At 66.7% G+C, this 25,153-nt stretch carries 24 protein-coding genes and 1 pseudogene; 11 read left to right on the top strand and 14 right to left on the bottom strand.

The features are described 5' to 3' along the window. Positions 1–14 precede the first annotated feature (14 nt). The 4 genes from ppk2 to A5784_RS26195 form a co-directional block, all read right to left on the bottom strand. Entirely contained in the window at positions 15–875 is an 861-nt protein-coding gene (gene ppk2, locus A5784_RS26210) for a polyphosphate kinase 2 (protein ID WP_064947765.1), read from the bottom strand. 73 nt (positions 876–948) lie between these two features. Further along, complete coding sequence (locus A5784_RS26205) at positions 949–2,478, bottom strand: aldehyde dehydrogenase family protein (protein ID WP_064947764.1); 1,530 nt, start codon at positions 2,476–2,478, stop codon at positions 949–951. Between the two features lie 53 nt (positions 2,479–2,531). Further along, a complete protein-coding gene (locus tag A5784_RS26200; RefSeq protein WP_064947763.1) occupies positions 2,532–3,095 on the bottom strand; it encodes a phosphatase PAP2 family protein in 564 nt (187 codons plus the stop codon). Next, entirely contained in the window at positions 3,092–3,610 is a 519-nt protein-coding gene (locus tag A5784_RS26195) for a mycothiol transferase (protein ID WP_064947762.1), read from the bottom strand. The genes A5784_RS26200 and A5784_RS26195 overlap by 4 nt, the downstream gene beginning before the upstream one ends. A gap of 65 nt (positions 3,611–3,675) precedes the next feature. On the opposite strand from A5784_RS26195, the gene A5784_RS26190 reads away from it, so the two are divergent. Together A5784_RS26190 and A5784_RS26185 are read left to right on the top strand one after the other, a co-directional pair. Beyond that, positions 3,676–4,269 (top strand): Rv1363c family protein, encoded by a 594-nt coding sequence (locus A5784_RS26190; RefSeq protein ID WP_064947761.1) that lies wholly within the window; start codon positions 3,676–3,678, stop codon positions 4,267–4,269. After that, the gene (locus A5784_RS26185) at positions 4,266–4,781 is read left to right on the top strand and encodes a hypothetical protein (protein WP_064947760.1); all 516 of its coding nucleotides are present in this window, start codon (positions 4,266–4,268) and stop codon (positions 4,779–4,781) included. Before A5784_RS26190 ends, A5784_RS26185 begins: the two co-directional genes overlap by 4 nt. On the opposite strand, the gene A5784_RS26180 is transcribed toward A5784_RS26185, so the two are convergent. Beyond that, positions 4,778–5,161, bottom strand: coding sequence for a VOC family protein (locus A5784_RS26180; RefSeq protein ID WP_064947818.1), 384 nt, complete (start codon positions 5,159–5,161; stop codon positions 4,778–4,780). The two genes, A5784_RS26185 and A5784_RS26180, sit on opposite strands and share 4 nt — an antisense overlap. 66 nt (positions 5,162–5,227) lie before the next feature. Here A5784_RS26180 and A5784_RS26175 point away from each other — a divergent pair, with 66 nt between their 5' ends. From A5784_RS26175 to A5784_RS26165, 3 genes are all read left to right on the top strand, one after another. Continuing rightward, complete coding sequence (locus A5784_RS26175) at positions 5,228–6,979, top strand: N-acyl-D-amino-acid deacylase family protein (RefSeq protein ID WP_064947759.1); 1,752 nt, start codon at positions 5,228–5,230, stop codon at positions 6,977–6,979. Beyond that, on the top strand, positions 6,976–7,353 hold the full coding sequence (locus A5784_RS26170; RefSeq protein ID WP_064947758.1) for a hypothetical protein: 378 nt from the start codon (positions 6,976–6,978) through the stop codon (positions 7,351–7,353). Before A5784_RS26175 ends, A5784_RS26170 begins: the two co-directional genes overlap by 4 nt. A gap of 146 nt (positions 7,354–7,499) precedes the next feature. After that, positions 7,500–8,945: a PE-PPE domain-containing protein gene (locus tag A5784_RS26165; RefSeq protein WP_064947757.1), complete on the top strand. Its 1,446-nt coding sequence runs from the start codon at positions 7,500–7,502 to the stop codon at positions 8,943–8,945. Between the two features lie 65 nt (positions 8,946–9,010). Here A5784_RS26165 and groL read toward each other — a convergent pair whose 3' ends face one another. Further along, positions 9,011–10,636, bottom strand: a complete 1,626-nt coding sequence (groL, locus tag A5784_RS26160; RefSeq protein ID WP_064947756.1) for a chaperonin GroEL — start codon at positions 10,634–10,636, stop codon at positions 9,011–9,013. A gap of 289 nt (positions 10,637–10,925) precedes the next feature. On the opposite strand from groL, the gene A5784_RS26155 reads away from it, so the two are divergent. Then, positions 10,926–12,698, top strand: a complete 1,773-nt coding sequence (locus A5784_RS26155; RefSeq protein ID WP_064947755.1) for an outer membrane protein assembly factor BamB family protein — start codon at positions 10,926–10,928, stop codon at positions 12,696–12,698. A 3-nt stretch (positions 12,699–12,701) separates the two neighbouring features. Here the strand turns inward: A5784_RS26155 and A5784_RS26150 are convergent, their stop codons facing one another. The 4 genes from A5784_RS26150 to A5784_RS26135 are packed head-to-tail and all read right to left on the bottom strand — an operon-like array spanning position 12,702 to position 16,577. Then, positions 12,702–14,564: an outer membrane protein assembly factor BamB family protein gene (locus A5784_RS26150; protein WP_064947754.1), complete on the bottom strand. Its 1,863-nt coding sequence runs from the start codon at positions 14,562–14,564 to the stop codon at positions 12,702–12,704. A gap of 53 nt (positions 14,565–14,617) precedes the next feature. Beyond that, the gene (locus tag A5784_RS26145) at positions 14,618–15,175 is read right to left on the bottom strand and encodes a hypothetical protein (protein WP_064947753.1); all 558 of its coding nucleotides are present in this window, start codon (positions 15,173–15,175) and stop codon (positions 14,618–14,620) included. A gap of 9 nt (positions 15,176–15,184) precedes the next feature. Next, positions 15,185–16,018 (bottom strand): LLM class F420-dependent oxidoreductase, encoded by an 834-nt coding sequence (locus tag A5784_RS26140; RefSeq protein ID WP_064947752.1) that lies wholly within the window; start codon positions 16,016–16,018, stop codon positions 15,185–15,187. Between the two features lie 10 nt (positions 16,019–16,028). Continuing rightward, positions 16,029–16,577, bottom strand: coding sequence for a TetR/AcrR family transcriptional regulator (locus A5784_RS26135; RefSeq protein ID WP_064947751.1), 549 nt, complete (start codon positions 16,575–16,577; stop codon positions 16,029–16,031). 107 nt (positions 16,578–16,684) lie between these two features. Between A5784_RS26135 and A5784_RS26130 the strand changes: the two genes are divergently transcribed. After that, positions 16,685–17,611, top strand: a complete 927-nt coding sequence (locus A5784_RS26130) for an SDR family NAD(P)-dependent oxidoreductase (RefSeq protein WP_064947750.1) — start codon at positions 16,685–16,687, stop codon at positions 17,609–17,611. On the opposite strand, the gene A5784_RS26125 is transcribed toward A5784_RS26130, so the two are convergent. Then, positions 17,598–18,368 carry a polysaccharide deacetylase family protein gene (locus A5784_RS26125; RefSeq protein ID WP_064947749.1) on the bottom strand — a complete coding sequence of 257 codons (771 nt, stop codon included), beginning with the start codon at positions 18,366–18,368 and terminating at the stop codon, positions 17,598–17,600. The two genes, A5784_RS26130 and A5784_RS26125, sit on opposite strands and share 14 nt — an antisense overlap. Positions 18,369–18,464: 96 nt before the next feature. Here A5784_RS26125 and A5784_RS26120 point away from each other — a divergent pair, with 96 nt between their 5' ends. Then, positions 18,465–18,971: a cupin domain-containing protein gene (locus A5784_RS26120; protein WP_064947748.1), complete on the top strand. Its 507-nt coding sequence runs from the start codon at positions 18,465–18,467 to the stop codon at positions 18,969–18,971. Positions 18,972–19,044: 73 nt separating this feature from the next. Next, the gene (locus tag A5784_RS26115) at positions 19,045–20,751 is read left to right on the top strand and encodes a DEAD/DEAH box helicase (protein WP_064947747.1); all 1,707 of its coding nucleotides are present in this window, start codon (positions 19,045–19,047) and stop codon (positions 20,749–20,751) included. A 7-nt stretch (positions 20,752–20,758) separates the two neighbouring features. Here A5784_RS26115 and A5784_RS26110 read toward each other — a convergent pair whose 3' ends face one another. Further along, positions 20,759–21,208: a hypothetical protein gene (locus tag A5784_RS26110; protein ID WP_156750770.1), complete on the bottom strand. Its 450-nt coding sequence runs from the start codon at positions 21,206–21,208 to the stop codon at positions 20,759–20,761. Positions 21,209–21,468: 260 nt separating this feature from the next. Between A5784_RS26110 and A5784_RS39350 the strand changes: the two are divergent. Then, a pseudogene (locus tag A5784_RS39350) lies at positions 21,469–22,394 on the top strand (DUF2252 family protein); the annotation flags it as partial. Positions 22,395–22,437: 43 nt separating this feature from the next. Further along, positions 22,438–22,863 carry a DUF2252 family protein gene (locus A5784_RS39340; RefSeq protein WP_286159440.1) on the top strand — a complete coding sequence of 142 codons (426 nt, stop codon included), beginning with the start codon at positions 22,438–22,440 and terminating at the stop codon, positions 22,861–22,863. A gap of 5 nt (positions 22,864–22,868) precedes the next feature. On the opposite strand, the gene A5784_RS26100 is transcribed toward A5784_RS39340, so the two are convergent. Together A5784_RS26100 and A5784_RS26095 are read right to left on the bottom strand one after the other, a co-directional pair. After that, positions 22,869–23,684 carry an HAD-IIA family hydrolase gene (locus tag A5784_RS26100; RefSeq protein WP_064947745.1) on the bottom strand — a complete coding sequence of 272 codons (816 nt, stop codon included), beginning with the start codon at positions 23,682–23,684 and terminating at the stop codon, positions 22,869–22,871. Positions 23,685–23,719: 35 nt separating this feature from the next. Next, positions 23,720–25,129, bottom strand: coding sequence for a PH domain-containing protein (locus A5784_RS26095; RefSeq protein WP_064947817.1), 1,410 nt, complete (start codon positions 25,127–25,129; stop codon positions 23,720–23,722). Between the last annotated feature and the right edge of the window lie 24 nt (positions 25,130–25,153).

Below are 25,153 nucleotides of genomic sequence, written 5' to 3'. Positions count from 1 at the left end.
GAAGCGGATCTGGGTCAATCCGAAAGCGCGCGCCCCACGATCAGCGGATCGGCCTGGCCGACCACCTCACGGTCCTTGTTGTCGTAGTCGAACTTACCGAGCACGTGGCGCATCGCGTTGATGCGGGCACGTTTCTTGTCGTTGCTCTTGACGACGGTCCACGGCGCGATCTCGGTGTCCGTCCAGGCGAACATGTCCTCTTTCGCGGCGGTGTAGTCGTCCCACTTGTCCAGCGACGCGAGGTCTGTCGGCGAGAGCTTCCACTGCCGCACGGGGTCCACCTGGCGAATGGTGAATCGGGTGCGCTGCTCGTTCTGGGTGACCGAGAACCACAGCTTGGTCAGGCTGATGCCGTCGTTGACCAGCATCTGTTCAAACAACGGGGCCTGCCGGATGAACTCGGCATGCTGTTTGGGGCTGCAGTACCCCATCACGCGCTCGACCCCGGCCCGGTTGTACCAGGACCGGTCGAACAGCACGATCTCACCGGCGGCCGGCAGGTGATTGACGTAGCGCTGGAAGTACCACTGGGTGCGTTCCTTCTCGGTGGGCTTCTCCAGCGCGACGACCCGGGCACCGCGCGGGTTGAGGTGCTCCATGAACCGCTTGATGGTGCCGCCCTTGCCCGCGGCGTCGCGGCCCTCGAACACGATGACGTGCCGCAAGCCGTTGCCCTGGCTCCACTTCTGCAGCTTGAGCAACTCGATCTGCAGCAGCCGCTTCTGCTCCTCGTACTCGGTGCGCTTCATGCGTTCGTCGTACGGGTAGCCTTCGCGCCACGTGTCGACCACCTCGCCGCTCGGCATGAGCAGCAGCTCGGGGTCGTCGTCATCGTCGTCGCGGACGGAGTAGCCGGTGGGGTCCAGGGTGGTCACCCGCCGAAAATAGCCAGCTCGTTGTACCGGCGGGTGACACCGGAGTGAACGCCAGGTGGCGTCCCCGTCGGGCCTATTTGGCCACCCGTCGCGGCCGGGCCAACGCCAGCCTGGTCATCAGCTTGTTCATCCGGGCCAGGGCCTTGTGCGAGTTGTTGTAGTAGTTGCCGCCTGCACCCACGCTCGTACGCGGCGCCACCACCGTTTCCTGTTTGCAGAACTTGCGCACGCCATCGACTCCGCCGAACCGGGCGCCGATGCCGGAAGTCTTCCAGCCGCCCATCGGGGCCGTGGTGCACATCAGGTTCGAGATCACGTCGTTGATGTTGACGGCACCGCAATCCAGTTGCAGGGCAACCGATTTCGCCCGATCGACATCCTTGGAGAACACCGAGGCGCTCAGCCCGTACTGGCTGTCGTTGGCCAGCCGCACCGCTTCCTCGACGGAGCTCACCTTCATGATGGGCAGCGTCGGGCCGAAGGTCTCCTCGGTCATGCACGACATGGTGTGGTCGACGTCGACCAGCACCGTCGGCGGGTAGAAGCTGCCCTCCCCGTCGGGGCGCTTGCCACCGGTGAGCGCCTTGGCGCCTGCAGCCACGGCCTGGCTGACGTGCCGATCGGTGATGGCGACCTGAGTGTCATCGATCTGCGAGCCGAAGTCGTAGCCCTCGCCGGAGCCCATCTTGAGGTTCTCCACCGCGCGCACCACGGCCGCGACGAACTGGTCGTAGATCGGCTCGAGCACATAGACCCGCTCGACGGACACACAGGTCTGGCCGGCGTTGAACATCGCACCCCACACCGCGGCGTTGGCGGCAAGCTCGACGTCGGCGTCCTCGAGCACGATCATCGGGTCCTTGCCACCGAGCTCGAGGCTGACCGGGGTGAGCCTGCGGGCGGCGCGCTCCATCACCTTGGCGCCGGTCGCGCTGGAGCCGGTGAACTGGATGTAGTCCGAGTTGTCGATGACGGCTTCGGACACCTCGCGGGCCCCCTGGGCCAGCGCCAGCACCTCGGGAGCGCCGGAATCCAGCCAGCCGCGCAGCAGCACCTCAGCGGTCAGCGGGGTGCGCTCGGACGGCTTGAGCAGCACCGCGCAGCCGGCAGCCAAGGCTCCGATGGCGTCCATCATGGCGTTGGCGACGGGGTAGTTCCACGGCGCGATGATGCCCACTACCGGCCGCGGCCGGTAGTACACGGCGATCTTCTTCACCGACAGGAACGGCAGCGGGGCCGGACGGGTATCCGGCGTCATGGCCTTCTCCACCGTCTTGATGTAGTACGACAGGATCATGATCAGCAGCGGCACCTCTTGGGCCGCGTCGACCGCCGACTTGCCCGTCTCGGCGATCAGCAGCTTCTCGATCTCGTCGCGGTGCTCCCCCAGCCACACGGCGTAGCGGGCCAGCACCTTCGCGCGGCCCTTGGCGCCGCGGGCCTCCCACTCGCGCTGCGCCTCGCGCAGGCCGGCGGCGATCCGCGGCACGTCGGCCGCATCGGTCCAGCGCACCTGGCCGGCGACGGCGCCGGTCGCGGGGCTGTGGATGGTGCCGGATCCCGTGAACGGAGCCGGCCGATCAACATCTGGCGTCGCTGTCATGGGGCCATGCTAACCACCGTGTGTGACGCAGGTCGCACCGGGGTTGACACCTGTCAAGTGAGGCGGGCGACCGAAGCGGCCTCAACCTCGCGTCGGGCGACGAGCGCGACCACGCACACCACCGATGTCGCCAGCAGCAGTGCGCCGATGGTGTCGGTGAAGTAGTGATAGGTGATGGCCTGGCCGAACATGGCCAGCAGCCCGAGGGTGACCGCGACGACCAACGACCACACCGCGATCCCGGCCGCGACCACCAGCAGGCCGAGCACCACCACCGCGAAAGTGGTGTGCCCGCTGGGATAGCACAGTGCGCCACCCTTTTCCCGACCGAAGATGCGTTTACACACCTGCACCGCAAGGGTGGCCAGCGGCGCGCTCAGCAGCATGGCGACCGCCAGCCACCACTGTCTTCGGCGCAGCGTCACGACGATCACGGCCACCAGCACCAGCGTCACCGCCGGCGGGTAGGTGAACACCAGGAACGCAGTGCGCGAGCGTCCCATGTCGGAACCCAGCTGCTGGAACCACGTGTCGACACCGGTCGGTCCCTGGCCGACGGCCCAGCCCAGCAGCAACATGGCCACCAACCCGATCGGCGGCCACCACCGCGCGATCACCCGATGATGCCGCGTAGATACGCGGCCTGCCCCAGGTGCTGTGCACAGTCGTCGATGATGCTGACCAGCCGCACGCTCGCGGTCACCGGCGGATTCCACCGGGTGTCAACGATGCGGGTCAGCTCCTCGGGCGTGACGGTGGCGATGTACTCCAGGGTCACCTTGTGCACGGCCCGGTAGTAGCCGGCCAGCAGATCCGCGGAGGCGCGGACCTTGGCGACTTCAGCGGCACTGTGGCCGTAGCCCATGTCCTCGCGCGGCAAGTCGAGGCCGAACCGGTCCACCCATCCGTCGCGCAACCACACCTGCTCGAACCCGGCGACGTCACACAGCTGCAAATCCTGGCCGCGCGCACTGTGCCAGATCAGCCACGCGATGCTGTTGGCCTGCGGCGTCGGGCGGTACGTCGCGGCTTCGTCGCTCAGCCCGTCGGTGAGGTCGTCGACGTGTTCGATGAGCCGGGAGAAGGAATCGCGCAGCAGTTCGCGGACAGCGTCGGATTCGTCGGAGGTCATGCCAGCGACGCTACCCGCAGGTCCCGACCCGTCCGCGACGTCGAGCGCCGTTACTATCACGGGCCATGGGCGGTCAACCGGATCCGTGGCACCAGCCTCCGCCGATCCACAACGCCCCGGCGTTCTACCCGCCGTTCCCCCCTGGCTACCCGCCGCCACCACGAAAATCCCCGGCACTGCTGATCGCCGCCATCGCCATTCCCGCGGTGCTCGCCGTGGTGTTGTTGGGCGCGACCGGTTTTGCCGTCAGCCAGTTCGCCCGCAGCGGGCCCGCCGCCTCCACCGCAACCCCGCAGTGGCAGCCGTATGTCGATGCCGCGCGGACCTTCGCCGAGACAGTGTCGTCGGTGAGCCCGGCGAGCATCGATGCCGACATCCAGCGGGTGCTCGACGGGTCGACCGGAACATTTCACGACAATTTCCAGAAGCAGGCCGACGCATTCAAGCAGGTGGTGGTGACCAGCGGCTCGACGTTTCGCGCCACCGTCAGCGCGTCGGGCCTCGAATCGTTCACGGCGGGACAAGCCGTCGTCCTGGTCAGCGTCGACACCACCAGCATCACGGCCGCAGGTACTCAGAACCGAGGACAGCGGCTGGTGCTGACCGTCGTCGAAACCGCCGGCTCCTACAAGGTCTCGAACGTGGAGTTCGCTCCGTGACCGCGCGACGCGTCGCATGGGGACTGCTGGTCGCACTGCTCTGCTTGGGCATCGCGGTGGCAACGGGCCTGGGCGGCTGGCAGCTGATCGTCAAGAGCAGACCGGCGCCTGAGCCGGTGGCCGATCACGCCGCCGCGCGGCAGCAGGTGATCGACGTGGTGCGTACGAACCTGCCGACGGTCATGAGCTACACGCCGGACATCAGCGAAGCAGACCTCGGCTCCCGCACAGCGCTGCTGACCGGCAAGTTCCTCACCGAGTACGACAAGACCATGCGGGAGACGGTGATCCCTCAGGCCCGTCAAACCCGCATCACCTCGACGGCCACCGTTGTGCGCGCGGGTGTCGACAGCCTGTCCGAAGACATTGCCCACGTGCTGGCCTTCGTCAACACCACCGCGACGAAGGGCAGTCAATCCCCGACGCAGTCACAGAACGCCGTGCTGGTCGGGCTGACCAATGTCCACGGCTCCTGGTTGATGGACTCTTTCGAACCCAAGGGCAGCTCCTAGCCCGCGGCCCCGTGGAAGACCGCCTCGACGTTGTTGCCGTCGGGATCACGCACGAATGCTCCGAAGTAGCCCGGGTGGTACTCCGGCCACAGCCGCGGCTCGTGCAGCGATTCGGCGCCCAACCCCACTGCGGCGTCGTAGAACGCCTTGACCGCGTCGACATCAGCCGCCTGGAACGCCACGTGGATCTCCCGATTGGGTCCGCCCGCGTCACCGGCACTGGCGTCGGCGATCCAGAAGTCCGGCTTGCCATCCCGGCCGTAGCCGATCGCGACATCGAAGTCGAGCTGGCGGCCGAAGCCGAGCACGCCGAGCACGGTGTCGTAGAACTCCTTGGACTTGGCCCAGTCCGTGCAGTTGATTCCGAAGTGGTCGATCACGAACTTGATCTTGGCATGGGCCACCGACACATTCCCCTACGGCGCGGATCGTCGTACGTTGGTTAGGTGGGCTATGACTCTGACGCCGCAACATTCGATCTGTGTATCCGCGGCGGCCTGATCGTCGACGGGTTGGGCGGCGAACCTTATGTCGGCGACGTCGCGGTGCGCGACGGTGTGATCGTCGCGGTCGGATCGGTGGATGGATCCGGGACGCGCGAGATCGACGCCGCAGGCCTTGTGGTCACACCGGGATTCGTCGACCTGCACACCCACTACGACGGGCAGGCGATCTGGAGTGACCGGCTCACGCCCTCCTCGGCGCACGGTGTCACCACCGCGGTCATGGGCAATTGCGGCGTGGGGTTCGCGCCGTGCCGGGCCGAGGACCACGACGTGCTGGTCGACGTGATGGCCGGGGTCGAGGACATTCCCGGCGTGGTGATGGTCGACGGATTGCCGTGGACGTGGGAGACGTTCCCCGAGTTTCTCGACACTCTCGACACGGGGCGACGCGACATCGATGTCGCCGCGCTGCTGCCCCACTCGCCACTGCGCGTGTATGTGATGGGCCAACGCGGTGTGGATCGGGAACCGGCCACGGCCGAGGATCTGGCGCGGATGCGCAAACTCGCTGCCGAGGCTGTTGAGGTCGGCGCGCTGGGCTTCGCGTCGTCGCGCCTGACGATCCACAAAACCCAAAGCGGACAACCGATTCCGAGTTACGACGCGGGCCACGATGAGATCGAGGCGATCGCCCGCGGCGTCGACGACGCCGGTGGCGGCCTGATCCAATTCGTACCCGATCTCGTCGCAGTCGACTACGAACCCGCCCTGCAGACCGTGTTCGACGTCGCCTCCGAGGTCGGCCTCCCGGTGACCTTCACGCTGGCGATCGGCAATGCCGGGCCCGCATTCTTCGAAGACGCGCTGCGCATGGTGGAGAAGTCGAACGCCAACGGTGGAGATATCACCGCGCAGATCTTCCCGCGTCCCATCGGCCTGGTGCTCGGACTGGAGCTGTCGGGCAACCCGTTCGTGATGTACCCGTCGTACCGGGAGATCGCCGACCTGCCGCTGCCCGAACGCGTCGCCGAGATGCGCAAACCCACAGTGCGACAGCGCATTCTGACCGACAAGCCGAGCAGCGACGGGCATCCGCTGATGTTCGCCGCGCAGGCCTGGGACTACATGTATCCGTTGGGCGATCCGCCGAATTACGAACCGTCGCCGTCGGATTCGATCGGCGCGCGGGCCCGCGCCCGCGGGGTCGACCCGTTGGAAGAGGCCTACGACCGCCTGCTCGACGATGACGGCCACGCCATGCTCTTGGTGACGTTGGCCAACTTCCGCGACGGCTCGCTGGACACCGTCGCCGAGTTGATCCGCCGTGAGGACGTGGTGCTGGGCCTCGGCGACGGCGGTGCGCACTACGGGATGATCTGCGATGCGAGCTTCCCGACCTACCTCCTGACGCACTGGGTGCGCGACCGCGCTTCCGGTCGGCTGTCGATGGCCGAGGCGATCCGTCAGCTCACGTCCGTTCCCGCGCGCGTGGCACACCTGCTGGACCGCGGGCGAATTGCCGTGGGCTACAAGGCAGATCTCAACGTGCTCGATCCTGAGGTGCTCCGCCTGCACAAGCCCGTGGTGGCCAAAGACCTTCCGGCCGGCGGACGTCGGCTGGACCAGACTGCCGACGGGTACGTCGCCACGGTCGTGTCCGGACAGATCATCGCCGAGCACGGCGTACCCACCGACGCCCGGCCGGGCAAGCTGGTGCGTGGCAGACAACCCATTCCGGAGGGCGCAGCATGAGCGTGAAGGTAGATCTTGACCAGCTGGCCGACGTGGTGGCGGACTTCGCGTTCGCCTACCTGATCACCGTCGGCGACGACTTCCGCGCACACACCGTGGCCGTCGATCCGGTACTGACCGACGGCGTCATCGGTGTCGGCACCGCCGGCCGGCATACCCGCACCAATCTCGCCGAACATCCTGCTGTCACCGTGATCTGGCCGCCCCGCGAACCGGGTGGCTACTCGCTGATCGTGGACGGGACGGGTGAACTGGCGGGCGACGAGGTGCGGGTCATTCCCAACCGCGCGGTGCTGCACCGCAAAGCGGCACCCGAGTCCCCGGCGGCAACCAGTGGTTACCTGCACGACTGCGTGCCCATCGAAGAAACCTAAACGTTTCCGTTTGCAAAAACCACGGAACCTTCCCTGAGCAAGTTTGCTCAATTCAGATTCCGGCAAGCAACTTGGTCGCTAATGTCTGACCACCAACGCGTCACGATTTGCCTGCGACGCGACTGGCGCTTGCGGGGAGGGTCCGGATGTCTGGTCGTCATGCGCATAACAAGCGGTCGACTCGTCGCTCTGTCGCGGGTACCGCGGCAGTTGCCGCCAGTTGCGTTCTGATCACCCCGGTCGCGCTGAACAGCCCGACCATCGCCGCCACGCTGACCAACTACGTGATCGGCGTCGGCGGCAACAACGACCCGACGAGCGGCAACATCAACCACAAGCTCGACGGCCAGTACAGCGACGCGCACGGCGTGCAGTATCTGGCGGCGATCTGGCCGGTCAGCGGGCTGACCGCACCGACCTTCGCGCAGTCGGTGAACGACGGCAACGGTAAGCTCGGCCAGGCGATTTCGGGCGCGAACTCCCCGGACACGCCGAGCGACCACGTCGTCGTCGTCGGTTACTCCCTCGGCGCGGTCGTGACCAACAAGCAGCGCAAGCAACTCGAGACAGACCCGAACGCACCGAAGAACATCGAGTTCGTCCTGATCGCCAACGCCAACAAGCCCAACGGCGGCATCTTCGCTCGATTCCCCTGGCTTTACGTGCCTTTCGCCGACATCCAGTCAACCGGGGCGATGGGGCCCGACCAGTTCACGACCACCGACATCACCCGGGAGTACGACACCTACGGGGACTTCCCGGCCTACTTCAACCCGTTGTCGCTCGCCAATGCCGCAGCGGCCGTCGTCTATGTGCACCCGGACGCCAACTACGACAACATCGACATGAGTCAGTACTCCGACACCAACGCCGTCAGCCATGAAACCACCGGCGACACAACGACTTACCACTACGCGGACGGCACCACCAAGACCGTCGTCAACCAGCCGGGCAAAGCGCCCACCACCTACTATGTGGTGCACACCGATCATCTGCCCCTGCTGATGCCCGCGCGCCAGGTCGCCGACGCGCTGGGCCTGCCGCAGGGCGGCATCGACGCCATCGAGCCGGTCATGCGGGTGCTCGTCGACATGGGTTACGACCGCACCACCAACCCCGCCACCCCCACGCAGTTCATGTTCACGCCGCCGCAGAAGTTCGTCGAGGCGGCAGCAGCCATGCCCGGCGCGGTCCAGCAGGGCATCAACAACTTCCAGAACCCGCCGCCACCGGTTCACAGCGGGATCGCGACCGAACCGACCCCGGACCTGACATCCTCCGCAGCAACGCAGACGCCTCTGAAAACAACGCAGTCCACCGATTCGGTTGATGCACCGACCAGCACCAAGCTGCCGCAGAATCCGATCACGCTGAACCTGCCGAAGTTGCCGTCACTGCCCGATCTGCCGAAGCAGGCCACCCCGAAACTGCCGAAACTGCCGACCACACAACCCGATACCAAGAAGTTGAAGCTGCCGTCGCTGCGTGATGCCGCCAAATCGCTGACGAACCTCACCAAGATCACGCCCAAGACCAAGCCCGACGACAAGCCGAAAACCGAGCAACCCGCGAAGGACAAGGACGCGGCGTAAACGGATCCGCGACACGAAAAAGCCCGGCCTCCAAGGAGACCGGGCTTTCCCGTAAAGAGCAGGACTTAGAAGTCCATACCGCCCATGCCACCGGTCGGGTCGCCGGCAGGTGCGGCGGCCTTCTCCGGCTTGTCGGCGACGACGGCCTCGGTGGTGAGGAACAGCGCCGCGATGGACGCCGCGTTCTGCAGCGCCGAGCGGGTGACCTTCACCGGGTCGGCCACGCCGGCGGCCAGCAGGTCCTCGTACTCGCCGGTCGCGGCGTTCAGGCCGTGACCCGCGGGCAGGTTCGTCACCTTCTCGGCAACGACGCCGGGCTCCAGACCACCGTTGAAGGCGATCTGCTTGAGCGGGGCCGACAGCGCGACACGCACGATGTTGGCGCCGGTGGCCTCGTCACCGGTGAGCTGCAGCTCCTCCAGCGCCGGAGCCGACTGCAGCAGAGCCACGCCACCACCGGCGACGATGCCCTCCTCGACGGCGGCCTTCGCGTTGCGGACGGCGTCCTCGATGCGGTGCTTGCGCTCCTTGAGCTCCACCTCGGTGGCGGCACCGGCCTTGATGACTGCAACACCGCCGGCCAGCTTGGCCAGGCGCTCCTGCAGCTTCTCGCGGTCGTAGTCGGAGTCGCTGTTCTCGATCTCGGCACGGATCTGAGCCACGCGACCGGCGATGGCGTCGCTGTCGCCAGCGCCCTCGACGATGGTGGTCTCATCCTTGGTCACGACGACCTTGCGGGCCTGGCCCAGCAGCGCGACATCGGCGGTCTCCAGCGAGAGGCCGACCTCTTCGCTGATGACCTGGCCACCGGTGAGGATGGCGATGTCCTGCAGCATGGCCTTGCGGCGGTCACCGAAGCCCGGGGCCTTGACGGCGACGGACTTGAAGGTGCCACGGATCTTGTTCACGACCAGGGTCGAGAGGGCTTCGCCCTCGACGTCCTCGGCGATGATCAGCAGCGGCTTGCCGGACTGGATGACCTTCTCCAGCAGCGGCAGCAGGTCCTTGACGGTCGAGACCTTGGAGCTGACCAGCAGGATGTAGGGATCCTCCAGGACGGCTTCCTGACGCTCGGCGTCGGTCACGAAGTAACCCGAGATGTAGCCCTTGTCGAAGCGCATGCCCTCGGTGAGCTCCAGCTGCAGCCCGAAGGTGTTGCTCTCCTCGACGGTGATGACACCCTCGTTGCCGACCTTGTCCATGGCCTCGGCGATCAGGTCACCGATGGACTGGTCTCCGGCGGAGATACCGGCGGTGGCAGCGATCTGCTCCTTGGTCTCCACCTCCTTGGCGCTCTTCAGCAGCGTCTCGGTGACCTTCTCGACGGCCTTCTCGATGCCGCGCTTCAGGCCGAGCGGGTTGGCGCCGGCAGCGACGTTGCGCAGGCCTTCGCGAACCAGGGCCTGGGCCAGAACGGTGGCGGTGGTGGTGCCGTCGCCCGCGACGTCGTCGGTCTTCTTGGCGACCTCTTTGACCAGCTCAGCGCCGATCTTCTCGTACGGGTCCTCCAGCTCGATCTCCTTGGCGATGGATACACCATCGTTGGTGATCGTGGGGGCGCCCCACTTCTTCTCGAGGACAACGTTGCGACCCTTGGGGCCCAGCGTGACCTTTACCGCGTCGGCGAGGCTGTTGAGGCCCCGCTCGAGGCCGCGACGGGCCTCTTCGTCATACGCAATTGTCTTAGCCATTGCGAAGTGATTCCTCCGGATAGGGGATCGCACGTTCTGTAGTCGGGTTCAGTGCCCGCGACGGACGACTGGGGTGTGCTCCCGCAGGTGCGGCCCCGGTCTCACCGTCCCGACCTAGCACTCACTGATCGAGAGTGCCAACTGCATTCTTAGCACTCGGCCTGGGTGAGTGCAAGAGCGTTCGCCATCAGCGGAGGTATTGCCGGGCAGCGCCCCCATGGCCCAGCCAATCAGTGCGCATCGAGGTGCGATTGCTGTGGCAAAGTCGGCTCGACGAGGGAGGTCGGGGATGGCAGACGAGCGCGTGGCGGACGCGGACGACATGACGCGCGGCGACGCACCGGCACACAGACGGCTGAGCCTCGTGTTGATCGCGCTGAGTTGCGGCATCGCGGTCGGCGCAGTGGTCCTCAGTCTCTACGCGTTCGTGCGTCGAGTGCCTGACGGTTTGATTTCAGATCGGCTCGGACCCATCAGCACGCTTCTCGGCGGCTCGCTGGCTGCCGTCATCATCGCAGCCGTGCTGGTGATGGCCGGCGGTGTGCTGGCGCTGGCGGGCCGGGTGACCGCCGGGCGGGCAGCATGGGCGCCCACCGCACTCTCTGCGGTGACCGCCTACGCCTTTCTCGGTTCGATGCCCGCCGACCGGGCGAAGTCGATCACCGGTCCCGGGGCCTATCCCGTGATCGCTTGGAGCCAGATGTCCTGGGCTCTGCTGACCGTCGCCGCGGTCTTACTGGTCGCTGGTGCCGTCACGGTTCAACAAACCAGCCATCCGGCGCAAAGGAAGACGGCGCTGGCAGTTTCGGCAGTCGGCCTGGTTGCGTCGCTCGTGGTCGGGTTCGGCATCGTGGCGGTGGCCAACGGCGACCACAGCCGCGGAACCACCGCTGCTCCGATTGCCGTACCCGAGCTACCCACCGCCCTTCGCACCAACGTCGCCTACTCGGTCGTGGCGCGGTACTCGGACTGGGTCGTGGCGGCAGGTCCTGGATTTGTGGCGACTGACGACAGTGCATTCGTCGCTTACGACGGCACGACCGGTGCCGAGCGTTGGCGCTTTCCGTTCAGCGCCTTTCCGACCGGATGCACGGCGGTGGGACTGCGATCCACCGGGTGGACCCCCGACTCGGTGGTGCTCCTGGAGTGCAGGCACACCTACTACCCGCCTTACTCCGCGGGAAGCGCGCCATTCCTGGTCGGCCTGGACGCGATGACGGGACAGGTGTTGTGGACGGCCGACGAGGGCTGGCACCTGGCCGGCCGCGTCCAATTGAGTGCCGATGCGTTCCCGGTACGCCGCGGCGACGACATCGCATCCCTCGACCCGCGTACCGGGTCGTTGAGATGGTCCCGAACCTTGACCGCAGACGAACAATGCGAGGGCTACGGCGACGGGGTGACGGGCGTCCAGCACAGCATTGTTGTGATCGCGGCCTGTAACGACGTCGGCGCACTCCACGTGATCGATGGACGCACCGGCCAACAGCACTCGGTCAATCTCAGTGGCCCTCCGGGCACGCTGCCGCCGAACGACACCCAATACGACCTGGTAGCCGCATCAGGGAACAACGTCGTGATCGAGTCGTCGAAACACACGGGTGTCGGCCGCGTGACGTTACTGGTCGACACCGGAACCGGCGACGTCCACATCGTGCCGTCCACCGGATATCTGGCCGACGTGTCCTCTGCTCGATCGGGTCAGTATCCGGGCTCCGCCATGGCTCTCGGCAAAATGCTGGACCCGGACAAACCGGCTCGGCTACTGCTGGTCGGCGAGGGAAAGACGATCACCACAGTCGGTGTGAGGACCTACGACGATCAAATCTTCGCGAGCCAGAAGTGGGCTCAGGTCGGAGCTCAACTCGTCACGGCGGCAGGACTTTCCGACAACGCATCGTGGGTCTGGTCGGTGTCTCCCGACGGGCAGACCACGCGGCATCCATCTCCATGCGGTGATGACGTCGGCGGCATCATGACTGTGCCCGGGGCTGTCCTCGTCCTGTGCCGGAGAACCACTGGCGAGAAGGTATCCGGCTACGACATTCTCGGGTTGCGCTGACCTCTACCTGATTCCCACGAACTGATCGTTGCACCGGACAAGCAATGCCCCTGGGACTGCGGCAATTCCGGGGATGCCCTGCATTGCTTCGCCACACGGATACGAGGAGACGCGAACCGCGCCTGCGGTGTTGACAGTCCGCAACGGCACCGATGACTTGTCAGTCGTCGAGGCCATTGCCATGACGAGGCGCTCGTCGTCGGGGGTGAACGTGGACCATTCGTCACCGGTTCGCGCCCACAACCCGAATCCCTCGCCGTCGGAGCCGAAATGGTTCCAGAATGACTGCACAGCAATGGTTTTCCCGGATGCGAGATCCAGAATCGACATCGATGCCGGCAGGTCTCGTCCCCGATACTCCTTGATCACAAGCGATTTCGCGTCGATGAAAGACGCCCCGCGCCCCTCGGGCACCTGCTGCACGACGCGCCCCGAAGCAAGGTCCACCACGAATGAGTTATCCCGTCGCTGCTGCGCATATCTGCTCACCGTAACCAAGGCCACGCCGCCACGAGCATCGGCGACGGTCACCGATCCCTTGCCCGGCCCCACATCCGCCGGATCGGCCCCGACCGCGGACATCGCGACTTCGCCTTTCGACTGGCCGGTAGCCGGGTCGAGGAGGTCCGCGACGACACCCGGCTTGGTTTCACAGCTCTGCACCACCACAAAGCCGTCGGTCACGTAGGCATCCGCGCCGCAGTGATAGCGAAAGGTCTTGGTCCACAGCACTTCACCCGTGCGGGGAACGAGTGCCGTCCAGGCTGTGCCGTTGCCTGCGGCGGTCGGTCCGGGCGGCTCGGGGTTCGGACGTGACGTGAGGATCACGCTCGATGACAGGTAGCGTTCGAGGTGGCCGGTGCGCCAGTCCATCGCCGCGGGTTTGGACCACAGTTGCGTTCCCGTTGTGGCGTCCAACCCGATGAAGAGGTCGGCATTCCGGGCGAGCACTACGCTCTCTTGCCCCACACCGGTCGAGCCGATCACGTCGACGTCCGGACGCGGCCCGAACACCCAGCGGCGCTTGCCCGTCGCCCCGTCGTATCCCTCGATGGAGGCCATACTCGAATAGCTGCTGTCCGACTTCACTACGCGGACGAATCCCGCGCCGGCAGGTACCGCGGTTGATCGAGCATCGAGTTTGATGCGGTAGGCCACTTTTCCGGTGACAGTGGTCAAGGTTGGCGCCTCTACGCGGGGCGCGGTCTGGCCACCGACCGGCGGGCTGCCCGTCGTGGCTACCACGCCCACGGCGACGATGACAACCACGGCGAGCGCCACCACGGCCGCCAGTCCCGGACTGGTGAACAAGGCGGCGGGTTTTTCGGCGGGCTGGTTATGTGCCGACGCCGACAGATACCCCGCGACCGCCGTGATTGCGATCATCGCCACGGCGAGACAGGCACACCACCAGGCCCACTTCGCCACTGTGGCAACCTCGGACGGCGCCAACGTCTGTTGCGCTGAGGCGCCGGCATCGAAGGCCGATTTGGTCTGCCCATGGCCAAGGGCGATCAGCCCGCTGATCGCCAGGACGACGAGCGCCGGTGATACGTACGACAAGAACTGTGCGCGCAGCGCCACCGATATCTCGCGTAGGCGAGCCCCGATGAAGCAGCCGATCACCAGCAATGCACTGGTGCCGACGACAATGGTTGTGCGCCACAACATGGATGTGACAGCACGCTGGCCGGATTCGCTCGGCAATTGCGAAGACCGTTGCAGCCATGCATATCCCAGACACAGCACAGCCGCTGTCAACGACCCGAACATCAGACCTACCGGGATGGCGTACTGCCGACGCGCCGCCCGCCGGCCGTCGTTCTCGTCACTCGTATCGGTCTGGTCGTGCTCCCCCCGCGTCACTCGACAAACCTAACCCGGCGCAGTGTGCGGCCAGCGCGGATATCGACTGCCCGTCAATGCCCCCGCGAGAGCACGAAGAGCTCCACCTGATCGCCGTTGCCCGCCAGCAGCACGGTCTCGGCGTCGGGCGGGGTGCCGGAGTAGTTGTCGGTCAGGACATCCTCGCCGTCCAGCGACCGGGTGCTGACCGCCAGCTCGGTGCGGGCGTCGCAGTGAAACCCGTCGAATTCCGCGAAGTCGTGATGCACGATCTCGTCGGCACAGGTTGCGCGCCGCAACGCCGGGAAATCGGGATTAGCTTGCGCGAGAGCATGTTCCGCGTCGTCGAAGCGCCCGGCCGCCGCGTAGCGACCCGTGTATCCGTCGGCTCCGGAGAAGACCCGCTGCACGGTCATGGCCTCGAAGGTGAATCCGGCGGGGATGCCGATTCGCCGCTGTTCCATCGCCTTGGCCGCCGCCTTGGCATCGAGTTGATGTGGACCGACATTGTCGTCGTCGGCGAAAGACACGAAGAAGACGACGAACCCGATCACGAGCGTCAACCCGACGCAGCTCAGTACCACCGCGGCCGAGATCAACGCGACCAGCCACCAGTTGGTTCTGCGCCTCACCCGTGAAGGCTAACCGGATTGGTACTGCTGTACCTGCGCCGCATAGTCGTCGAGCAGCCGCAGCGTCTCGTCCTTGCCCACCGAGGGCAGGAACAGGCCGAGTTGACCGAAACCGAGGTCCTCGGCAGCGCGCCAATAGTCAGGCTTGAGCGGCGTGCCGAACATCGCCAGCGGCACATCGTGGCCTGCGCCGTCGCGTATCTGGGCGATCCGTTTGGCCAACGCTTCGCGCGGCAATGCGTTGGATATCCAGCCCGCGCCGTGACGGATCACGCGCTTGACCGTGGCGTCGGAGTTCCCGCCGACGTAGATCGGCGGGTGTGGCTTCTGGACCGGCTTGGGACGGCAGTAGGACAGCTCGAAGTTGATGTACTTGCCGTGATATTCGGCGGGTTCGTCGGTCCACAGCGCCTTGATGGCCTCGATGCTCTCGTCGAGGCGCGCACCGCGGGTCTTCGGATCAGTGCCGTGGTCGCGCATTTCCTCGAGGTTCCAGCCTGCGCCGACGCCGAAGACGAAGCGGCCGTCGGAGATGAGGTCGATGCTCGCGGCTTCCTTCGCCGTGTGGATCGGGTCGCGCTGGATGAGCAGGGCGACGCCGGTGAAGAGTTGGATCGTGGAGGTCACTGCCGCGGCGGCGGCGAGCGTGACGAACGGGTCGAGCGTGTTGTAGTAATACGCAGGCAAGTCCCCGCCGTTGGGATAGGCCGATTCCCGGCTCGCGGGGATGTGGCTGTGCTCGGCGACGATGAGCGATGCGAAGCCCCGCTCTTCGATCGCGCGCGCCAGAGATACCGTATCGATGCTGTCGTCGTCGACGAACGTCGCGATGCCGAAGTTCATGTGGCCGACGCTACTCCGGACGGGCCCGCAATCCGTCGAAGACGACATCGGTGACCCGCTCGGCCACACCGGCGTTGTAGCTCTGCATCGCCTGGCAGCCGACGAGCAGCGCCTTGACTTCGGGAACGGTGACATCGCTGCGGACGGCCCCCACGCGCTGGGCCGCCGCGAGCAACTCGCCGAGCGCTCCGAGGAACTCACCCTCGGCTTCGGGCACCACGCCGTTTACGTCGATACCCAGGCCGGCCAACGCGTCGACCAGGCCTTTGTCGGTGGCACCCCACTGCAGCACCATCGCCCGCAGGAACAGGAACAGCGCCTCGGCGGGGTCTGCGTCGGCCAGTAGGGTGCGGGCCTTCTCGACGATGAGCCGGATCCGTTCGGCGACCACCGCACGGAACAGGTCCTCTTTGGCCGGGAAATGGCGGTAGACGGTCCCCGCTCCGACCCCCGCGCGGCGAGCGATCTCGTCGATCGGCACTGACAGGCCCTCGGCCGCGAACGTCTCATAGGCAACGTCCAGCACCCGGGCACGGTTGCGGGCAGCGTCCGCGCGCATCGTGAATCACCTCACCACTCACAGCGTTGACAAAACGGGGCGCACGTTCCGTATAGTTGAAACGCAACCGGAGCGCTCTCTCCGTTTTACCCGACAAGGAGTCTCTCATGTCTCACTGGACCACCGCCAACATCCCGGACCAAACGGGCCGTACGGCCGTCGTCACCGGTGCCAACACCGGTCTCGGACTGGAAACCGCCAAGGCGCTCGCGGCCAAGGGCGCCCACGTCGTGCTGGCCGTCCGCAACCTCGAGAAGGGCAAAGACGCCGCGCGGGAAATCGAGCAGACCCACCCCGGCGCCCGCGTCACCCTGCAGGAACTGGACCTGACCTCACTGGACTCGATCCACGCGGCCGCCGACGCGCTGCGCGCCAACCACCCCACCATCGATCTGCTGATCAACAACGCCGGCGTGATGTTCACCCCGAAATCGACCACCAAAGACGGCTTCGAGCTGCAGTTCGGCACCAACCACCTGGGGCATTTCGCGCTGACGGGCCTGTTGCTCGACCATCTGCTCGCAGTGCCGGGCTCACGCGTGGTGACGGTCAGCAGCATCGGCCATCGCTTCGCACGCGGCATCCGGTTCGACGATCTGCAGTGGGACCTCGGCTACAGCCGGGTCGGCGCCTACGGGCAGGCCAAGCTCGCCAATCTGATGTTCACCTACGAATTGCAGCGGCGGCTCACCGGCACCCGCACCATCGCCGCCGCCGCACATCCCGGCGGATCGCGGACCGAGCTGACCCGCAACCTGCCGCCGCTGGTCGGCGCCGTGACCAAGCTGGCCGAACCGCTCTTCCAGAGCGCCTCGATGGGCGCCCTGCCGACGCTGCGTGCCGCCACCGACCCTGGTGTGCTGGGCGGACAGTACTTCGGCCCCGACGGCCTGGGCGAGCAGCGGGGTTACCCGAAGGTCGTCGCGTCGAGCACAGCCTCACATGACACCGCCGCGCAGCGCCGGTTGTGGGCGGTGTCCGAGGAGCTGACCGGGGTGAGCTACCCGAGCCTGCAGGACATCACGACGGCGTGACGAACTGCCAGCCGGCGGCCTGCATCTGCGGGATCGCGTCGGCGATGCCGGCGTGCGTGCCCGAGTTCGGGTGGTTCATGTGCGCGACCACGATGGACCCGGGCGCCGCCGCCATGACGTTGGAACGAACCGTCGCGGCCGACGCCCTCGCACCGCGGTCGCCGTTGACCGAAAAGCCGAGCGGTTGCTCGCCGAGCTGGTGGACGATGTCGACGGCCACATCGTCGTAGTACGCGGTGCCCGGCCGGAACCAGACGGGCTCCCTGCCGGTCAGCGCGGTGAGCCGCTGGTGATTGCGCCACACCTCATCGACCACCTCGTCGACCGACCTCGTGCCCGCAATGCCGTAGGCGGACCGTCCGGTGACCGACAGCGGAAGATGCCGGGTGCCGTGATTGCCGATCTGGAACAAGGGGTTGGCCGCCAACTGCGCGGCGCGGTCGGGGTTGCGGTCGATCCAGCGGGAGTTGAACATCAGCACTGCGGGCACACCGTAGTTCTGCAGCGTGTTGAGCAACGCGTCGTCACACGCGCCGTCGCAGGCGTCGAAGGTGAGCGCGATCTGGCGGCCACTGGGGGCGAACGACGTCTGCACGCCCGGCAGCGCGGTCCCCCACCGCGACGGGGCCCGGCCGCGATTGGTGGCCGCGACACTGCCCGGGTCCGGTGCAATCGGGGCGGCGAAGGCGCGAGGCACACCGGCTGCGGCCAACGAACCGACAGCGGTGGCGGCCAGAAAAGCCCGCCGGGTGATCACATGGCGGATGGTAGGCGCGCAGGTTGAACCCCACGTGTCCGCAAACTGTGGATTAGCTGCCTGGCATCGAGCCTGGGCACGGCTACGCTCAAGGGCGTGTCGCTTGTCGTGCCGCCCTATCCCCCGGCCCGCTATACCAAGAACGAACCGGAAGTCAGCGCCTCGCTCCGGCGCGCCCCGGAAAACGGTGGACCACCACCCGACTACGACTCCTTCGGCCTGGTCAAGTACCACTATCTGGCCAATCAGCAACAGACCAACGGTGATTACGGCCTGTACCGGGTGGACATCAGCCCCAAAGGCGGCGGCCCGGGTCCCCATTTCCACCGGGCCATGTCCGAGTCCTTCTTCGTACTGTCAGGCACCGTGCGGCTCTACGACGGCACCGAGTGGATGGACGGCAACGCCGGCGATTTCCTCTACGTGCCTCCGGGCGGGATCCACGGCTTCCGCAACGAGTCCGACGCGCCGACGTCGTTGCTGATGCTGTTTGCTCCTGGCGCGCCGCGCGAGGTCTACTTCGAGGGGTTCGCCCAGCTGGCGGACATGAGCGACGATGAACGCACCGAGTGGTTCATCAAGAACGACAACTTCTTCATCTGACGACGCGTCCTGCGGATATGCGCTGACGTAAGGCACTGGCCTAGACTGCTTTCCGACTGAGAGGAGTCCTCGGGTGCGGGCTGATGCAGCGCCCAGCACCCAGGCATTGCGGGGCTGGCAGCGCAAGGCGCTGGTGAAGTACTTGACCGCCAAGCCACGGGACTACCTGGCGGTGGCCACCCCCGGCGCGGGTAAGACGACGTTTGCGCTGCGGATCGCGGCGGAGCTGCTGGCCGACCGCACGGTCGACGCGGTCACCGTGGTGGTGCCCACCGAGCATCTCAAGATCCAGTGGGCGCAGTCCGCGGCGCGCAACGGCATCGCTCTCGACCCGAAGTTCAGCAACTCCAATTCGCAGACGTCGGCCGAGTACCACGGCGTCGTCGTCACCTACGCCCAGGTGGCCAGTCACCCCACGCGGCACCGGGTGCGCACCGAGAGCCGCAAGACGCTGGTGATCTTCGACGAGATCCACCACGGCGGTGACGCGAAGAGCTGGGGCGACGCGATGCGCGAGGCGTTCGACGACGCGACACGGCGCCTCGCCCTCACCGGTACCCCGTTCCGCAGCGACGACAGCCCGATTCCCTTCGTCAAGTACGAAACCGACAGCGCCGGTTTCCAACGATCCACGGCCGACCATGTGTACGGCTACTCCGACGCGCTGGCCGACGGCGTGGTGCGGCCGGTGGTGTTCCTGGCGTATTCCGGCGAGGCCCGCTGGCGCGACAGTGCCGGCGAGGAACACGCCGCGCGCCTCGGCGAACCGCTGACCGCCGAGCAGACCGCGCGGGCCTGGCGCACAGCGCTGAACCCGGCCGGCGAATGGATGCCCGCGGTGATCGCCGCGGCAGACAAGCGGTTGCAGCAGAAGCGTCAGCACGTGCCCGACGCAGGCGGCATGATCATCGCCACCAACCAGACCACCGCCCGCGCCTACGCCGACCTGCTGACCAAGATCACCGGCGAGGCCCCTACCGTGGTGCTCTCCGACGATCCGGCCGCCTCGGACCGGATCAGCCAGTTCTCGCAGAGCACCAGCCGGTGGCTGGTCGCGGTGCGCATGGTGTCCGAGGGCGTCGACGTCCCACGGCTGTCCGTCGGTGTGTACGCCACGAGCGCGTCGACGCCGCTGTTCTTCGCCCAGGCCATCGGCCGGTTCGTGCGATCGCGGCGCCCCGGTGAGACCGCCAGCATCTTCCTGCCTTCGGTGCCCAATCTGCTGCTTCTGGCCAGCGAGATGGAAGCGCAGCGCAACCACGTGCTGGGCAAGCCCCACCGCGAGTCCGACGGGCTCGACGACGAGGCGCTCGACGCCGCCGAAAAGCGCAAGGACGAGAAGAGTGAGCTGGAGAACGGCTTCGAGTCCCTCGGCGCGGATGCCGAACTGGACCAGGTCATCTTCGACGGCGCCTCGTTCGGCACCGCAACCCCGGCAGGCAGTGACGAGGAAGCCGACTATCTCGGCATCCCGGGCCTGCTCGATGCCGAGCAGATGCGAGACCTGTTGCGCCGCAGGCAAGATGAACAACTCAACAAGCGCACTGCCCAGGCGGCGGTAGCGGGTGGTCCCCCGCCGCCACGCACCACGCACGGCCAGATCCGGGAATTGCGTCGCGAACTCAACGCGTTGGTGACCATCGCGCATCACCGCACCGGCAAGCCGCACGGCTGGATCCACAACGAGTTGCGTCGTATCTGCGGTGGGCCGCCGGTGGCCGCGGCGACGACCGATCAGCTCAAGGCCCGCATCGAAGCGGTGCGCGATCTGAAGGCCTGAGAAGGCACTATTGCGCGGCGCAGTCCAGCGTCACATCGATGGTCTTGCTGACGGTGATCGTCGTCTGATGCTTGTTACCGATCGTGCCCGACCCTCCGGGTGTGGTACCGCCGGAGTTCAACGAGGTGACGGTCATCGGATTGTGCACCGCCACCACCGCGCAGTCCGGCAACGGATGATCGCCGGTTCGATCGACGGTCACGGAGTAGCCGGCACGTTGCAGGTCCGCTATCGTCGTGACCGCATGCGTGTCGGGCAACCAGTGGATCTGCCCCGACTCGTCGGCCATGCAGCGAAGGGTGCCACCATCGGGAGCCGTTGCCGTATCACCGATTTGGCCCGACCCGCAGTCCGTACCCACAGCGGGTGCGTCGGCGTGGACCAGCGCTACCGGCCCGACGAGAGCCGCCGCCGACAGCCCGGCCACGGCGACAATCCGAAGTTTGACAGTAACCATGACGTGGTCCCCTAACTCTGGGGCGACCTGTGACATCGCCAATACCTGCTGGTCACAGTAGATCTCGCGGAGGTCGCCGCTAATGGCCAAAGGGCACGAACCGCGCTGACTCAAGTCACAAAGAACAGGACTTCGGTCCTCTACCTGGTTCACGCAACGGAATCGTCGACGCTGAGCGGACGGGCCGCGAACTTGACGAAAATGCTGCGATTTCGGCAGGACAATGACGTTTACGTCGAACTCGCCCTACCTTGCGAAGCATGTCCAACCTGTCGCTGCGGGAACGGGTCATCGACATCGAAGACACCGAGCAGGATGTCGCCAGCGGTCGCGCACTGCGCAAGACGGCCCCGAGACGCGCTCTGGCACAACTGGTTCCCAGTCATCGCAGTGCCACCGAGAACCTCGTCGAGCCGAACCGCAACCGGGCGCCCGAGCTGGTGCCGCTACGGTTCGCCCGCATGCTCACCGACCCGTTCTCGTTCTATCGAGGTTCGGCAGCGGTCATGGCCGCAGACCTGGCAGCGGGCCCGTCCAGCGGCGTGCAGGTGTTTTGCAGCGGCGACGCGCATCTGTCGAACTTCGGGATCTACGCCGCGCCCGTTCGCCAATTGGTGTTCGATCTCAACGATTTCGACGAAGCCGCGGTGGCTCCGGCCGAGTGGGACGTCAAACGTCTCATCACGAGCGCCATCGTGGGTGGTCGGCATGCGGGTTATCCCGAGGCTGCCATCCGCACGCTGGCAGACAAGGCCATCATCGCCTACCGCGACGGTCTGCAGACCATGCTGGAGATGTCGGTGCTGGACCGCTACTACCTGCGCTTCGAACCGGAGCGCTACCGCAACGAGGTGTCGGGCAGCCTGCAGAAGGTCATCACCCGCACGACGCGCGATGCCCGCAAGCGGACATCGGTGCGGGTGTTCGAGCGGATCAGGCGGCCAGGCGCCGACGGCGGCCTGCAGCTGCGTGAGCAGCCCCGGTTTTGCAGCATCTGGACATCGACCTGGAGACAACGCTGATCGAGTCGGTCCAGGAGTATCTCGGCAGCGTGCCGGCCGACGTGGCGCTGGTGCTGTCGCATTTCCGCATCACCGACATGGCGCGGCGCGTCGTCGGCGTTGGCAGCGTCGGGACCCGCTGCTATCTGGTCATCCTGACCGGGCCGGCGGGCGAGCCGCTGGTTCTACAGGTCAAGGAGGCCACCGCGTCGGTGCTCGAAACCTACGGTGGCATCGCGCAGCCGGGCTCCCTGGACGACGCGGTGCGGGCGTGGGCAGGGCACCCGGGTAGTCGACGGCCAACGGATGCTCCAGGCGATGTCGGATGTGTTCCTGGGCACCGCCCGCGGCGACGGCCGCGACTTCTATGTCAGGCAGTTCCAGGACATGAAAGGCACCATCGAAACCGAAGGCATGCCCGTCACCGCGTTCGGGGGTTACGTTGCGGCATGCGCACTGGCGCTGGCCCGCGGCCATGCCCAGAGCGCGAACGCGTCGATTCTGCGTGGCTACGTGGGCAACGGTGAGAAGGTCAGCGCGGCCGTCCTCGACTGGTCATATGCCTACGCCGACAAATCTCTCGAGGATTTCCATCAGCTGCGGGCCGCGGCCAAGGCCGGTGACATCGAGGTGGCCGACGACCCGGCCCGCTGAGTGGATCAGAGGCCCAGCAGGTCCGGCAGGTCGGCCACCGAGTCGATGACGTGGTTGGGCTGCATCGCGAATTCGTCTGCAGCCCAACGATCCAACGTGGCCTGCCGGAACTTTCCGGTGCGCACCAGCACCCCTGTCATGCCGACCACTTGAGCGGCCAGCACGTCGTTGTTGAGGTCGTCACCGACCATGTACATCTCGTCGGCATTCACCCCGAGCCGGTTGGCCGCCGCCAGGAATCCCTCGGGGGCGGGCTTGCCGACGGCGGTGGCCTTGCGGCCCGAGGCCCCTTCCATACCGATGAGATACATACCGGTGTCCACGCGCAGCCCGTCGGTCGTGGTCCACGACGTGCTGCGGTGCATGGCGACGACGGGAACCCCCTGAACCATCCAGTCGTAGACCCAGCTCAGCGTCAGATGACTGAACTCCGGCCCGGCACCGCCGAGCAACACCACGTCGGGCGTCTCGGGGGCCCGCGGCCCGGTGAAGTCGGTGGAGTAGACGAGATCGATGCCGCGCATGTCCTCGCCGATCTGCCCGCTGTTGACCAGAAAACACCGGGCGTCGGGGTACTTGTGGCGCACGTAGTCCGCGGTGAGCGCCGCGGCGGTGATCACCTCGTCGGCCGTGACGTTCATGCCTGCGTCGGTCAGCAACTCGGCGATCTGCGCGCGGGTGCGGGTGGTGGTGCTGGTCAGATAGGACCGGGCGATCTGATGATCTTCGAGCGCCTGCAACGCTTCGGCGGCCCCGGCAATGGGCTGCCACGACGTGACGAGCACGCCGTCGATGTCGAAGAGCACACCACCGATTGCCATGCAGCGACAGTAAACGCCTGCCCGGCCAGCGCAAGTCAGGACGCGCCAAGCCCCTCGGACCAGGCAGTGCCGGCCAACCACGGGGTCGCCGATGCCGCGATCTCCCAGGCCTGTTCGGCGGGAACGTCGATGACGCGGTAGTGCTTCTGTCCCGCCGCGGTCGCCGCGATCAGCGTCGCGACCCCGGCGCGCCGCTGCAGCAGGGTCTGCCGCACGGTCCAGCCGATGATGCCTGCCGCGTCCAGGCAGTCCCGTCGACGTTCCAGGCTGCCTGCCTGCGCCACCAGCCAACCCGCGTCCACGCGATGCCCCAGCGACCGGGCCCGATCGGCGGCCACGGCCACCGCGCCCGCGGTGAGCACGCTCCACGCGATCCACGCCCAGGCCGGTACCCCGACGATCAGCAGCACCGGCGCGGCCAGCACCGGCAACGCCAACGCCCTGGTCCAGCGTCGACGCGACGCCGCGGGTCCGTGTGATCGCAGCGGCCCGGCCACCGCATCGGGCTGCTCGATGAGGTCGCTCAGCACGTCGCGGGCCGTGGCGGCCGGGCAGGGCGGCAGCAGCAGCGACGCCTGACCTTCACCGCCGACGCCGGTCATCACCGCGTCCAGCCTGGCCCCGCCGAAGATCCGGACCAGCAGCGGTTCGCGCAGCGTCCCGCCCCGCAGCCTGCGCATGTCGTAGGTGTGCTCGCGCACCCGCAGCATCCCGTGCCGCAGATGCAGCACATCGGCGTCGCGGCGCAGCACCAGATTCGCGTAGGCGACCAGGGATTGCAGCACCGAGAGCACCACCGACAGGGTCAGCAGCGCCACCACCACGATGGTGACTGTGACGGCGACACCCAACCGCTGGGCAACATCCAGCCCGGACCGGGCCAACTGCGAATTGTCCAGCGCGACACCAACTCCCGTCTGATACAAGACTCCGACGGCGGTGACGATCATGGCCAGACCGGTCCAGCTCAGCGGGCTGTACCGCAGCCACGACGGCTGCCAGCGGGCCAGCTCCCGCCCGGGCGGGGCGTCGTCGGCCACGGGCACGGCATCTGCGAGCAGGATCGCCCGCAGCCGCGGCACCTCCCCGGCTTCCACCGCGTCGAGAGCGAACTTGGTGTCCCCCTTGGCTTCCTGACCGGTGCTGATCTGCAGCACGGTCAGGCCGAGCAGCCGGTGCAGCAGCCGGGCATCCGTGGACACCGAGCGAATCCGGTTGCGCGGCACCGACAATGTCTTGCGCTGCAACACCCCGGTGCGCAACTGCACTTCGCCTGGCTCGATCCGGTAGCTGGTGGTGAACCAGCGGGCCAGGCCGAACGCGACCATGAGCGTCACCGCCGCGACCGTCCAGAGCGGGTTCCCGGTCGCCGACCCCAGCACCACCGATCCCACCAGCAGCGGAATCTGTTGCAGCACTTCATGAACCGGGTGGACCAGCAGCATGCGCGGGCTCAGCCGGCTCCACTG

Origin of the sequence: Mycobacterium sp. 852013-50091_SCH5140682 (assembly GCF_001665685.1) — a bacterium.
Lineage (GTDB): Bacteria > Actinomycetota > Actinomycetes > Mycobacteriales > Mycobacteriaceae > Mycobacterium.
Note: the sequence above shows the minus strand (reverse complement) of the source record. Positions and strands in the feature narration are given on the sequence as shown.

Excerpts from the sequence above, each read along its gene's own strand:
- A5784_RS26135 (WP_064947751.1), bottom strand. The coding sequence starts at position 16,577 with ATGCGCGCGGACGCTGCCCGCAACCGTGCCCGGGTGCTGGACGTTGCC.
- A5784_RS26155 (WP_064947755.1), top strand. The coding sequence starts at position 10,926 with ATGGCAGACGAGCGCGTGGCGGACGCGGACGACATGACGCGCGGCGAC.
- A5784_RS26140 (WP_064947752.1), bottom strand. The coding sequence starts at position 16,018 with ATGAACTTCGGCATCGCGACGTTCGTCGACGACGACAGCATCGATACG.
- A5784_RS26170 (WP_064947758.1), top strand. The coding sequence starts at position 6,976 with ATGAGCGTGAAGGTAGATCTTGACCAGCTGGCCGACGTGGTGGCGGAC.
- A5784_RS26165 (WP_064947757.1), top strand. The coding sequence starts at position 7,500 with ATGTCTGGTCGTCATGCGCATAACAAGCGGTCGACTCGTCGCTCTGTC.
- A5784_RS26110 (WP_156750770.1), bottom strand. The coding sequence starts at position 21,208 with ATGGTTACTGTCAAACTTCGGATTGTCGCCGTGGCCGGGCTGTCGGCG.
- A5784_RS26130 (WP_064947750.1), top strand. The coding sequence starts at position 16,685 with ATGTCTCACTGGACCACCGCCAACATCCCGGACCAAACGGGCCGTACG.
- groL (WP_064947756.1), bottom strand. The coding sequence starts at position 10,636 with ATGGCTAAGACAATTGCGTATGACGAAGAGGCCCGTCGCGGCCTCGAG.
- A5784_RS26190 (WP_064947761.1), top strand. The coding sequence starts at position 3,676 with ATGGGCGGTCAACCGGATCCGTGGCACCAGCCTCCGCCGATCCACAAC.
- A5784_RS26100 (WP_064947745.1), bottom strand. The coding sequence starts at position 23,684 with ATGGCAATCGGTGGTGTGCTCTTCGACATCGACGGCGTGCTCGTCACG.
- A5784_RS26095 (WP_064947817.1), bottom strand. The coding sequence starts at position 25,129 with ATGCTGCTGGTCCACCCGGTTCATGAAGTGCTGCAACAGATTCCGCTG.
- A5784_RS26205 (WP_064947764.1), bottom strand. The coding sequence starts at position 2,478 with ATGACAGCGACGCCAGATGTTGATCGGCCGGCTCCGTTCACGGGATCC.
- A5784_RS26195 (WP_064947762.1), bottom strand. The coding sequence starts at position 3,610 with ATGACCTCCGACGAATCCGACGCTGTCCGCGAACTGCTGCGCGATTCC.